Origin of the sequence: Nostoc sp. 106C (assembly GCF_002154725.1) — a bacterium.
GTDB lineage: Bacteria > Cyanobacteriota > Cyanobacteriia > Cyanobacteriales > Nostocaceae > Aulosira.
In genome coordinates this window covers 119,586-132,780 of sequence record NZ_MTAW01000145.1, presented here as the reverse complement: position 1 = coordinate 132,780, position 13,195 = coordinate 119,586, and the positions used below count along the sequence as shown (strand labels likewise).

Below are 13,195 nucleotides of genomic sequence, written 5' to 3'. Positions count from 1 at the left end.
ACTAAACAATTAATAATTCTCAAGGAGTTAGTTGTCAGTTGTGGTTTACTGACAACTAAAAACTAACGGATTTTAGTTCGCTGCTGGTTCAGAGCTAGCTGAACTTAGCTCTTGGTTCTTATTTTGGCTTAGTGGTGTCCAGTAACTAGCAATTAAAGCTACTAAGAGCCACCAGAGACTATTAGCCTCAGGCCGAAACCAGACAGTATCAAAAGTCCCATGAGCAAGCATACCTACCATAGATGCGATCGCCCCAATTAACCAAAATCCCTCTACGCTTCTCAACTGTCGCAGTCGTTGTATTTGCATATAACCTGTATTAAAAGTTACAATTAATAACCACAGAAAACAGGCTAAACCAATAAAGCCAGTCTCCACAGCTATTTCTAGCAAAATCGAATAAGCACTCAAAGCACTATAACGAGGACGTTGGTAGAGGGGATAGATTTTATTAAAAGCATTATGACCAGGACCAATACCCAAAATCGGGCGATCGCGAATCATATCGAAGACAGCATCCCAGACATTCCGGCGAAAATTATTACTGCTATCTTGACGGTCGGCAAAAATACTCAAAACCCGCAAGCGTACTGGTTCGATGAAGATGACCGCTAGCAGCAATACTCCAATTAAACCTCCCAGAATAATTGGCAATGACCAAGTACGCCAAAAAGGAGGCATTTGCACGCTCCACCAATAAATCAGCAATGCCATAACTGTTAATACTGCCGCTACTAAACCAATCCAGCCGCCACGACTAAAGGTGAGAATTAAACAGGCACTATTAACAATTAACGCTGTCAACGCTAGGGCTTTCTTAAACCAGCTTTGCCAAGCAAAAATTGCTACCAAACTGAAAATTACCGCTGGTAAAAGATACCCAGCCAATAAATTCGGATTACCTAAATAACTGTAGACCCTTGTAGTCTTAGCTAGGGGTGATTCTGGGTCAACCCAAGTGGCTAATGCAGTTGCACCAAAAAACCATTGCCGCAACCCATATACACTAACAATTAGCGACACATGCAAGTAGAGGGCAATCAGCCAAGACCGCAGGCGGGACGACCTCAGCACCCTAGCACAAAGAGCAAACAGCAGCAAATATAGCGTTAAAGTTACCAAATCGTTTAACGCTGCCTTTTTTACTGGTGAGAATGCTGTAGCTACCGCGGCAATTGCCCAATAGAGCAATACCAGCAAATGAATAGGAGTAAATGATGAGACTTTTGTTGATGCTGTTTCATCAGATAAAGTCAGCAGTAGCCAAAATCCTACACAAGCTGCCAGCAATAACCCTAGCAAAGTAGTTGAAACAAAGGGTGCTAGACCATACACTAGACTAAGTAAGGCAACTGCAATTGTGTCTCCCCACTGGATCAATACACTACTCTGCCGCCAGGAAGATAACAGCCCCACCAAAGAGCGGTGGAGATAGCTGGTAGCAAAATATTCTTGGAATGTGAAATAAGATAACGTGAATCTTTGCCAGACTAAATTCATAAAAAACGCTGTGACTGATTAGCACGCCCGCGTAGAACTTGGACTCGATCATAATGCGGGTAGTTACAAAAGGGTAATAATGCAGATTGGGAATTTCATCAATAGTCTATAATCATTATTCAATATTGATGACTTTTGACTTCTTGCCCATCATCTGACAAATTTCCAGTCGTGCTAGTTCCAACAGCTAGATTTGAAAAAATGCTGAGTAAAAAATATTAATCCCTTTTAGTTTACCGAAATAACTTTGCTCAGTAGTAATATTCTCTGCTTCTTTGCCTTTCCCCTCGTCAGTTACTCTAGTTAAACTCCGGGAACGCCTGACGGCGAAGAAGTTCTGACTTGGAGTAAGCTAATCATCATACAAACTGCATCCCCACGTCTTTCTGATGCTGGGGATTATGCAGCCACTTGTCAGAAATTCTATTAAGAGCGCTATTTTAAAGCGACAATTTTAGATTTCTCATGCGTCCTGGTGAAGCATTGCTGTAGACGCTTTCCCACCAAAGACAACTATCGCGTACTCCGTTCGGCATATTCCTAAGAAGAATTCTCAAAGTACGCGATTTGCCAAAGGCATAGGGTAGGATTCACCAGGAGGATGTACGCACTTCATGACGCTATTTAGTAACTTGACCTAATCAAACATCATTAACTGCTTCTGTGGAAGTCACAGCTTGCAATGGCAAAGATAGCACATAGCGGTATCCTGATTCTGAAGAACCTTGAATCGTAATTTGTCCACCGTGTAATTCTGCCAGCTGACAGCTAAGTAATAAACCTAAGCTTTCGCGAGACAAAGTACTATGTGGCTGAGTAACATCTATCGCTGAATTCACAGTGAGGATATCTGAATGGGAATCACTCAAGTTTTTTGACTTTTCCACTACTAGCGGTAAATTTCCTGCCAATTCATGGTTGTCTGCATGAATATTATAGGTTGCTGCCTCACCTGTAAGTTCCAGCAAAGACAAAGGGCTAAGACGAAAATAAGGGTCAACCTCAGTTATACCGTCTCCCAGCCAAGGATGGGAAACCCAAACCGTAATGTTAAGTGTATTTTCTTTGTAAGAGACATGAATGCGCACTACACTACCTGTAGCAGAGAGTTGAATCACACTAAAAATTAGGTGATACAGCATTTGTCGCACCTTATCTTTATCTAAAGGACAAATGCGGCTGTGTCCAGGTTCGATAGATAAGCGAATATCTTGCTCGCGGCGATTAGCAGCTTCCTCTAGGGTATTGATAGCTTGTTGGCATACCATTTCAATATCCACAGGAGCTAAATTTAAATCGGTTGAGCCTTCATCCATTGCTCCTAATTCAGTAATTTCGTTGACCAAGGATAGTAAATATCGACCGCTGTGTTGGATGATATCGAGATATTCTCTTTGCTTAGTCGTCAAAGGTCCATAAATCTCACGTCCTAAGACGCTAGCCATTCCTAGTACAGATGTTAAAGGCGTACGTAACTCCTGAGTTAGCTGCCCTAACAGTTCTAGTTTTAGTTGCTTAGTAGACAAAGAGTCTTGTTCTAAAGTGGGTGGGGTAATTTTAATCTCAGTGCTACTGTCGTCACTGAATGATAAGCTAATCGTGGCTTTGGGAATACTGACTTCTGATTTTGCTTTGAGCAGTCGATTACGCTCAAACTCACTCATGCTCCAACGAGCTATGATTTGTAAAAATTCAATATCGCGAGTGGTAAAGTTACGTGGCACTAAATCCATTACCGCCAATGCACCTAGACAATGACCGGACGCATCAATTAATGGCGCTCCCAAGTAAGCGCGAATGCCATAATCCTGTATCAACTTGCTAGAAGCAAGTACTGAGTCAGTAATTTTATGTGTATCATTAATTACTAAAAATTGGAAACTATCCACCACTTGGGTGCAAAAAGATTCCCGGCGTAATAATTGACGGCTTTGTGCTAGATGATTCATTAGTCCCAGTCTAGATAAACCTACTGCTGACTTGAACCAATGACGTTCTTGATCTACAAATCCCAAAATAGAAATGGGTGCTTCCAAAAAATGAGCAGCAGTTTGAGTGGCTTCTTCAAAGACAGGAATTGTTTCTGATTGCCGCAAACCTAAATCTGACAAAGCTTCGAGGCGTTGTTTTTCTCTTGTTTCTTGGGAAGTCCAACCATCTTTTAGCGCAGATAATTTGTTTTCAGGCTCTACCATTGCCATCGTTACCTTGATAATTGCTCGATACTGTAGTTTATATAACCACTGTTTGTGGATTATTATTTGCTATTTTTAAGCATTCCCCAATTTCACCTCCGATAAACAAGCTGACAACAAAAATTTTCTCTTTTGACGAGCAACTTATAATGCGATCGCCTCTCGGTTCGTAGCAGATGTCAGTAAATATTCTAGTTAGCGCTGGTGAAATCTCTATTGCTTTAGCTTTTACTACTAAACAGCGTTAGTTTTGTTTTCAAGCTGGGTAATATAACGCTAAGGAGGAAGATAAAGTCTATTTCATTCTTATATTGAATAGGTAACTTTTTTGTGTATTTGTTCGATTCTCATTTAAGTAAAATAGTTAGATATTGGACTCTCCTAGTGCAATCTTTGGAAGCATAAATAATAGTGACAAAACATTCTGAATACTGTATTGAGGCTAATGTTTTAGAAATTAAAAACATGAAATTTTACTTTAGATTTTATAACAGAGGAAATTTTTAATTGCTTGAAAAAGAAATATAAATTCAAGTCACACATTTAGATAAGTAAAGCTTATTAGTAATGCTCGTTATCTGATTGAAAATATAACTAAATAAAATAGCGATAAAGTAAACTATGCAAGATTAGTAATAGATAGTTAATTTACAAAAATCTAGTTAATCGGATTAAATGCATTAAACATTTAGTTAATAAAAACTCTCAGCAAACTATCAATTAATAAAATTAATTATATATACTTGCTTTTTCATTCGAGCTAATTTTTAATCCTACATAGCAAGTTTTATTTAAAAATTAATCATCTAGAGATAGACAAAATTTATTTTTAATATAATTAATTCTACTAAACTATTTATACTAAAAAATCATAAAATAATTAGCTATTTAAAAAAAATCTATCTAAAATTTGAGGCTATCTGTCAATGAATAAAAAAGTTATTAAAGTTCCTTTTGTAGACCTGAATTTACAACATCAGCCAATTCAAAGTCAACTGGAGCAGGCAATAAAGGCTGTATTAACACAAGGAGATTTTATTTTAGGGCAAGCATTATCAGATTTTGAGGCAGCCTTTGCAGCAGCGTCTGGTACAGAATATGCTGTAGGTGTAGCATCAGGAACCGATGCGATCGCCTTAGGTTTACAAGCATGTAATATTTGCAATGACGATGAAGTTTTATTACCTGTTAATACCTTTGTTGCAACTCTAATTGGAGTGCTACGTGTTGGAGCAAAGCCGATTTTGGTAGATTGCGATCCCCAAACAGGTTTAATTGATTTAGAAGCAGCAGCAAAATTAGTTACACCTCGGACGAAAGTAATCATTCCTGTACATCTTTATGGTCAGATGGTGTCGCCACGACAGCTATTAGACTTTGCCAAAACTTACAACCTGCTAATTTTTGAAGATGCAGCACAAGCACACTTAGCAGAACGAGACGGATATCATGCTGGCTCAGTGGGAATAGCCGCAGCTTTTAGCTTTTACCCCAGTAAAAATTTGGGAGCATTTGGAGATGGAGGAATGCTATTAACGCGAGATCCAGATGTCGCCCAAAAAATGGTGCGCTTGCGCAATTACGGCGCATCTCAAAAGTATTTCCATATTGAAGCGGGTACAAATAGTCGCTTAGATACTTTGCAAGCGGCAATCTTACTAAAAAAACTACCATATTTATCTAAGTGGAATTGCGATCGCCACAGTATTGCCCAACAGTATGATCAAGAATTATCACCCTTAGCATCTGCTGGCATTATCCCTTTACAAAATCACAGTGCTACAGGACATGTTTATCATCTTTATGTGATTAAAATTGATGACTCCTGTCCTTTAACACGTCAGCAAATCCAAGACAAACTCACAGCAGAGGGAATCCAGACTGGTATTCATTACCCAATTCCTTGCCACCTTCAACCAGCCTTTACCAATTTAGGCTATCAAATTGGAGATTTCCCTCATGCAGAAAAGTTGGCAAAACAAATTTTATCGTTACCTATGTACCCAGGTTTAAGCAATGAGCAAATTCAAGAAGTCGTGGCAGCAATTACATCTACTTTAAGTGGCGAGCAACAACAGTTGTTGTGCATTTAAGTTTCAAGCTAGCTATAGCTGTTTGCTATTGATTATTGAACCAGATCCAAAACAACTGATCAGCGAAACGCAATAAATCTTGAATTTTAAACTTTGAATTGCTTAAAATCATGGCAATCCAGCAACAGGTAAAAAATAGAAACATTCCACAACTGCTCAGTTTAGCGATTTTAGGGGTTTTATTACTACTTTATGCGCCTCTTTTACTACACTGGCTGGATGGTTGGTTGCACAAAAATATTAGTACAGAACACGAATATTTTAGCCACGGTCTGATTGGTTTACCTTTTGCCGCTTACTTAGTTTGGCTGCAACGCAAACAATGGCAACGTCTACCAAATATAATCCATCCTTTAGGCCCTGTCCTACTTTTAGTCGGAGGAGTTTTCTATTTAAGCGGTGTAGCTGAGTGGGTTAACCTTTCCTTCCCCGCCATTTTAGCCGGATTGTGCTTATGGTTCAAAGGTATGCCTGGTTTAAAATTGCAAGGATTTCCTCTATTGCTGATATTCTTCGCTACCCCAACAGCTGGTCCCTACTTGATTGCTCCCTACACCTTACCCTTGCAAAGTTTCATTGCTGGTACTGCTGGCTTCATACTGAATCAGTTTGGTATGGAAGTAACTGTTGATGGGGTAAATCTGTACGTGGGTGGACGGATTGTGGAAGTTGCGCCTTATTGTGCGGGACTGAAAATGTTGTTTACTACCATGTACGTTAGCTTAATGCTGCTTTATTGGACAGGTGCTTTGTCTTCACGTCGCATAACTAGTTGGTTTTTGGTAATTGCTATTTTAATTAGCATTAGTGCCAATATCCTTCGCAACACTGCATTAACCTTCTTTCATGGCACAGGTCAAGAAGCAGCTTTTAAATGGTTGCATGAAGGTTGGGGTGGCGATCTCTACTCTGGTTGTATGTTGCTGTTATTACTGCCTTTACTCAATCGGATTAATTGCTATTTCTCAACAGTTACAGATAGCGAAGCAGAAGCCGAGGGTTAGAACCTGTGCCAAAAACAGTCATATCGCAATAATGACTATGTAATATTACTGCACTCATAAGGTTTTTTTGCCAAGTAAACTTTTGCCTAGATATTACAAATTTTATTGATGATTTCCTTAACTAAGTTTTTCAAAGAAAGTCAATGGACTCAAGTAGTAGCGCTTTTATTGTTGCTGCTGCTATTTGCTATTGGAAGCGTTCCCGGATACCTGACAGGGCACTGGCAATGGAAACAGCCACCACCTATCACTAGCCTAAAAGCATTGAAACATATACGCAATTCTGGGTTAAGTCTTCCTGGTTGGCAAACTGTTGAACAGGCGGAACAACAAATTGGTGAACATAAATGGTCGTTACAGCTAATTAAGAAAGAAGATTCGCAAACTCAAGCGATACTACTGTTGCTACCGCAAAATGGGCCAATGGATCAGCCGGAGGTGGAGTGGACAGAAGTTAACGGATGGGGAAAGTCGCGTTGGGGAAAGTGGGACATAGCTCAATATCGCTCGGCTCAATTTACTGTGAAACAGCCTAGAGAAACTCAGGTACAAGCTAGATTCTTTCGTGCTGCTACAAAACAGGATACTTTTGGTGTGTTGCAATGGTATGCTCTCCCGAATGGGGGAAATCCATCACCTTTACATTGGTTCTTAGCAGATCAATTAGCACAGTGGCGTAAGCAGCGAGTTCCTTGGGTTGGCGTGAGTATTCTCGTTCCAATGGAACCTTTAGGTCAAGTAGAAAAAATTTGGCCTTTAGCCGAGTCTATTGGTCAGACAGTACAAGCTGCATTAATGGCAGAGTCTCTACAGAGCAATTAACGAGTGCGTTTGTGCAGAGATATGGTTGTGTGCTCTCAAACCGCAGATTTTTGCTGAGATGCTAGCACTGATGCGATCGCTTTTTATTCATGCAATATTTTACTCTCTTTATATCTTTATATATAGTAATTTCTCGGTGAAGTAAGAGACATTTTAAGTATTACCAGAGTAAAATAGCGACTCAGCAAGACCCATTTTGAGTCTAGCTTTTCTGTACAAATATTTATCTTAGACAATTCTCATATGCGTGCTTTCAGCGCTCTATGTTTTGTGAGCCTTCAGCTAGGCGTTTTCTGGACAACAGCGTTTCAAGTAGTTGTTGCTCAACCTGCAACATCTCCAGAACAATCATCGCGGCAATTCTCAGTGCCTTCACCTACTGACGTTGCACCTGCGGCTTTAAATAACGAAATTTCTCCCCAACTCAATCGATATCTTTTAGGGCCAGGAGATACAATTAGCGTTGTGGTTCAGCGCCCTCCTGGTCCTTATCGCTTAGGACCAGGAGATAACATTAGCGTTATGGTTCAGCGCTTTCCAGATTTGAGCTTCCAAGCTGCAATTAATCCTGAAGGCAACATCATAGTACCGCTAATCAAAACAGTGTCGCTACAGGGTTTAACTTTGCTAGAAGCACAAGAAAAAATTCGCTTGTTACTCAATCGTTACGTAGTCGAGCCAGTAGTAGTTTTATCATTAGCAGGGCAGCGTCCAGATTTGAGCTTTCAAGCTGTAATTAATCCGGAAGGTAACATTTTAGTACCGCAAGTAGGAACAGTATCGTTACAAGGCTTGAGTGTAGAAGAAGCACAAGAAAAAATTCGTTTAGCTTTAAGTCGCCTGTTAGTAGACCCGATTGTGGTAGCGTCATTGGCAACACCACGACCAGTTCAAGTAACTATTAGTGGGGAAGTATTTCGTCCAGGGATTTATGCTATGGGATCGCCTACACCCCGGGTTGCAGATGCCTTACTGACATCGGGTGGGACAACCACGATCGCAGATCTAAGACAAGTGCAAGTGCGTAGGCGGTTGGTTGATGGTTCTGTGATTTCCCAAACTGTTGACCTGTACACAGCGTTACAAAACGGCAGTTCAGTGCCTAATTTCCGACTACAAGATGGCGATACCATAATTGTTCCGCGTCGTGAAATTGGCACTGATGATGGCTATGACCGCAATCTGATTGCTCGCTCAACCTTAGCCATACCACAGATTAGAGTCAGGGTTTTAAACTATGCAGCGGGAGGCATAGCCAATCAACTCTTACCTAATGGCAGCACATTTATCGATGCATTAGGGGGAATCAATCTTGACACTGCCAATCTCCGGGATATTGCTCTAGTACGCTTCGATCCCGAAAGAGGTCAAGCTGTTACCCAGAGACTTGATGCTAAAAAAGCTCTAGGTGGCGATATGTCTCAAAACGTGCCGCTTCAAGATAATGATGTTATTGTGGTTGGTCGTAATCTCATTGGTAGAATTACTAATGCTCTCAGTACAATTACGCAACCATTTTTTAATGTTCAGAGCTTTATTCGCTTCTTTGACTTCTTTACAGGTGGGTCAAAATAGTTACCAGATGGGGAAGATGGGGAGCAAGAGTAAAAAATGACTAATGACCAATGACTAATGACTAATGACTAATTTGCTATGACCCCACCAATTGTTAAGCGCTATGTTATTGCCTTTGAAAAATATAAATGGATTGGATTAGCCAGTTTTGCCTTAGTTGTAGCTGGTTCAGTAGTGGTGGCTGTACAACCCGATCCACCAGCTAGCTACATAGCAAATGCTGCGCTTACTTACAATCGTCCGCCAGTTTCATTCTCTGCAACTGGTAGTGAAATCCAACAACAAGGGCAGGAATTAAATGAACAAGTTTTGCTATCAGATCAGCTGATCGAAGCTGTGTCAGCAAAAGTCAACGTTAAGCCAAAAAAAATTGGTGCAAGTATCGCCATTTCTATACCTAAGAAAAATCCTCGGACTGGACAATTAGATTCCACCATCATCGAGCTGAAATATAAAGACAGTGATTCTAAGCGAGCTGTAGAAGTATTGCAGGCATTGATGCAAGCAATGGTCAAACTCAGCAGTGAAATTAATACGGGGCGATTAAAAGCAATTATTCTAAAAATTAATGAACGTCTACCACAGACTAAGTTAGAACTGCAAGCAGCAGAAAGGAAGCTAGAACAATACGATCGCAGAGAGCGACCAGCAATATTAGCGTCTGAGAATGGTAGTTTATTAACTGCGGTTACTAATAGTCAAACTCAGCAACGTCAAATTAAACTGACTATTTCTGGGATTAATGCTCAAATTCGCAGTTTGCAGGACAAGTTAGGATTAAATGTCAGCCAAGCTTATGTTTCTTCAGCTTTGAGTGCCGATCCGATTCTTGCCAGCTTGCGATCGCAAATTTATCAAATTGAATCACAAATTGCTGTGCTTCGGAAAGATCTGCGCCCTGAACATCCAACAATGATTCAGTTGCAGCGTCAGAAAGAAGCTGCTGAGGAATTACTACAACAACGCGCGGCTGAAGTAGTTGGTGGTGGCGGTACAGCAGCACCTCTGACTGGCAATGTCTCTAATATTCGTGCTCAAAGTAATTTAGATCCAGCACGACAAGAATTGGCAAACCAGATGGTGGCTTTGCAAACCCAAAGGGAGACGCTACAACAACAATTAGCTCAACAAGTTAGAGAAGAGGCACGATTGCGGCAGGTATATTCTTTAATACCTAACAAACAATTAGAGCGATCGCGTTTAGAACAAGAAGTGGCACTGAAAAAAGCTATCTATGACAAAATGCAAGCGAAGCTAGCCGATGCGAAAACCGCAGAAGCAGAAACTGTCACTAGTCTCAGTATTGCTAGATTACCAACTGTGCTTGTCGATGCTGTTAAACCCAAGAGTATGTCTGTGACATTGGCTGTTGGTGGTTTCATGGGATTGGTTATCGGTGGTGGCGTCATCTTCTTGTTGGGTTCACTAGAAGGTACTTTCAAAACCAGAGAGGATATCCGCGAAAGCCTCAAGCAAAGAGAAGTTGCACGCTTAGGAGAAATACCTTTAATACCAATTGATGATTTGGATCAAGAAGCCATACCAGTTATAGTTTCCCCAGATTCTCCTTATTTAGAGTTTTATGAGAAGTTCCGCAGTAATATGCGGCGTATAGGTGGTAAAAATTTAAAAGTAGTTTTGATTACTAGTGTTAGTAGATCTGAAGGTAAGACTACAAGCGCTTATAACTTAGGTATAGCTTCTGCCCGTGCTGGGAAAAGAACCTTAATTATTGAAACAGATTTGCGATCGCCTTCTGGTTGTTCATCCTTAAACGTTAATCCTGACCCAGATGCTAATATTGAACCTTTGCGCTATTACGCCAGCCTCAGTGAATGTATCCGCTTAGTTCCTGATGTAGAAAATTTATACATTCTGCCTAGCCCTGGACCTTTACGACAATCTGCTGCAATTCTTGAATCAAGCGAAATGCGACGGTTAATGGAAGATGTTCGGGAGCGTTATGATTTAGTGATTTTGGATACTAGCCCACTCAGCTTATCTAATGACCCTTTGTTAATTCAACCCTACAGTGACGCTATGATCATTGTGGCGCGACCAAATTATACCCAAGAAAACTTGCTAGGTGAAGCGATCGATCAATTGGTTGAATCTGAACTGGGGCTTTTAGGGGCTGTGATTAATGGTGCCGATATCATCGTGACTTTGCCTGCATCAGTTGAACCATCACCAGCCTCTTCACCTCAAGAACAATCAGAAGCAGAAGTTTCAGTAGGTGCTAAGAACAGCTAATTCATAGCGCTTTGCCGTTAGGGTAATTAGCAAGATGTTCTTCAATAGCAAATTTTCTTCATCCCAGTGAAAACTTTGAATTGGTTAGTAGTATCGCTAAAGCAAGACTACTAACCAATTTCTCTAATAGTCGTCGCGACTAAATAACCCTAACAAAGGGCCAAGAATTATCCCAAAAACAAAGCCACCGATGTGTGCCCAGTAAGCAACACCGCCTGTTTCTACACTCATGTTGGCAGCGGCTTGCAAGCTAGCAAAACCAGAAATTATATTCTGGATAATGAACAGCCCGATTAGTATCATGGCGGGCACTCTAATAGTGGTAACAAAAAATCCCAAAAAAACTAAAGTCATCACTCTAGCGTGGGGAAAGCGGATAATGTAAGCACCTAAAACTCCTGCGATCGCACCACTTGCGCCCAAAGAAGGAATAGCAGAATTCATCCCAATAAACCACTGGCACAAAGCAGCTAAAGCACCGCAAGTCAAATAAAAAATTAGATATTTGAGATGACCTAAGCGGTCTTCAATATTGTTACCAAAAATCCAGAGAAAAACCATATTTGAGATTAAATGCCACCAACCACCGTGCAAGAATTGCGATGTAATTAGCGTCGTCCACTCTCCAGCAAAGTTGGTAGTTAACTCTCGTGGTACTAATGCATATAGCTGAAAAAATTCCTCTAATCGTGCACCACGCAGCGTGACTTCATGAAGAAAAACTAAAATGTTCATCCCAATCAACCCGTAAGTGAAATACGGGGTGATTCGCGTTGGATTTTCGTCGTAGAGAGGAAACACAGGTGTTTTTCCTAATCATTGATTAACTGCAATATAGCTTGAGTGGCTAGCAGTTGCGAAGTACAGGTAGTTTTACCTGTCATTGTCTTTAACAAAAAAGGGAACGGTATTCCCTGTCCCCTTTTAAAATTAAAAATATTTTTGTTGAGGCTTGTCGCTAAACAAACCCAACAGAGGTCCGAGAATTGCACCAAACAAGAAACCACCTGCATGGGCCCAGTAAGCGATACCACCACTTTCCATACCGATGTTGGTGGGTGTTTCAAGACTAGCGACACCATAGAAAGCTTGTTGAAGAAACCAGAATCCTAGAAAGAAATATGCAGGGACTCGGAAAGTCGGAAAGAAAAACCCTAAAGGTACTACACCCAAAATTTCAGCTTTGGGAAAGCGCAGAATGTATGCTCCCATAACACCTGCGATCGCACCACTTGCTCCTAAAGAAGGAATGTTAGAATTCTGGGCAAAGTACCACTGGCTTAATGATGCCAAAACGCCGCAAGATAGATAGAAAAGCAAATACTTAAAATGCCCTAACTTATCTTCCACATTGTTACCAAAAATCCAGAGAAACAACATATTGCCAGCTAGGTGCAGTAAACCACCGTGCAAAAATTGTGAGGTGATTAAAGTTGCCCACTCTGGTACAGGTTGATGTAAAGATACACCAGCAAAACTTAAGGTGAGTTCTTGCGGAACTACCGCCGCCAGGTGTAAAAACCCATCTAATGCTCGTGGGGGAAGATTAGCTTCATAAAGAAAGGCCAGGACATTGACAGCAATTAGCCCAAAAGTTACATAAGGCGTGATTTCTGTAGGATTATCATCTCTAATTGGAACCACCGGCGTTTATTCCTCATCTATAAGCAACTAGGTTCACAGTACTGAATTTTGCTAGTAGTTGCTTCTACCTGGTGGCTGGATATGACAAATAATTTATGCTTAGGAAGAT

General features: G+C 40.7%; 9 protein-coding genes. 5 read left to right on the top strand and 4 right to left on the bottom strand.

Annotation, left to right across the window (positions count from 1 at the left end; translation table 11 throughout):
• Positions 1–72: 72 nt before the first annotated feature.
• Together BV375_RS22655 and BV375_RS22650 are read right to left on the bottom strand one after the other, a co-directional pair.
• The gene (locus BV375_RS22655; RefSeq protein ID WP_086764479.1) at positions 73–1,500 is read right to left on the bottom strand and encodes an IctB family putative bicarbonate transporter; all 1,428 of its coding nucleotides are present in this window, start codon (positions 1,498–1,500) and stop codon (positions 73–75) included.
• 641 nt (positions 1,501–2,141) lie between these two features.
• Positions 2,142–3,695 carry a GAF domain-containing sensor histidine kinase gene (locus BV375_RS22650; protein WP_086764560.1) on the bottom strand — a complete coding sequence of 518 codons (1,554 nt, stop codon included), beginning with the start codon at positions 3,693–3,695 and terminating at the stop codon, positions 2,142–2,144.
• 926 nt (positions 3,696–4,621) lie between these two features.
• On the opposite strand from BV375_RS22650, the gene BV375_RS22645 reads away from it, so the two are divergent.
• From BV375_RS22645 to BV375_RS22625, 5 genes are all read left to right on the top strand, one after another.
• Complete coding sequence (locus tag BV375_RS22645) at positions 4,622–5,788, top strand: DegT/DnrJ/EryC1/StrS family aminotransferase (protein ID WP_086764476.1); 1,167 nt, start codon at positions 4,622–4,624, stop codon at positions 5,786–5,788.
• Between the two features lie 110 nt (positions 5,789–5,898).
• Positions 5,899–6,792, top strand: coding sequence for a cyanoexosortase B (crtB, locus tag BV375_RS22640; RefSeq protein WP_086764473.1), 894 nt, complete (start codon positions 5,899–5,901; stop codon positions 6,790–6,792).
• A 108-nt stretch (positions 6,793–6,900) separates the two neighbouring features.
• Complete coding sequence (locus BV375_RS22635) at positions 6,901–7,614, top strand: cyanoexosortase B system-associated protein (RefSeq protein WP_086764470.1); 714 nt, start codon at positions 6,901–6,903, stop codon at positions 7,612–7,614.
• A gap of 219 nt (positions 7,615–7,833) precedes the next feature.
• The gene (locus BV375_RS22630) at positions 7,834–9,189 is read left to right on the top strand and encodes a polysaccharide biosynthesis/export family protein (protein WP_208099169.1); all 1,356 of its coding nucleotides are present in this window, start codon (positions 7,834–7,836) and stop codon (positions 9,187–9,189) included.
• A 78-nt stretch (positions 9,190–9,267) separates the two neighbouring features.
• A complete protein-coding gene (locus BV375_RS22625) occupies positions 9,268–11,442 on the top strand; it encodes a tyrosine-protein kinase domain-containing protein (RefSeq protein ID WP_086764464.1) in 2,175 nt (724 codons plus the stop codon).
• Positions 11,443–11,565: 123 nt separating this feature from the next.
• On the opposite strand, the gene BV375_RS22620 is transcribed toward BV375_RS22625, so the two are convergent.
• Both BV375_RS22620 and BV375_RS22615 read right to left on the bottom strand, forming a co-directional pair.
• Positions 11,566–12,243, bottom strand: a complete 678-nt coding sequence (locus BV375_RS22620) for a rhomboid family intramembrane serine protease (RefSeq protein WP_086764461.1) — start codon at positions 12,241–12,243, stop codon at positions 11,566–11,568.
• A 129-nt stretch (positions 12,244–12,372) separates the two neighbouring features.
• Positions 12,373–13,086, bottom strand: a complete 714-nt coding sequence (locus BV375_RS22615; RefSeq protein WP_086764458.1) for a rhomboid family intramembrane serine protease — start codon at positions 13,084–13,086, stop codon at positions 12,373–12,375.
• Between the last annotated feature and the right edge of the window lie 109 nt (positions 13,087–13,195).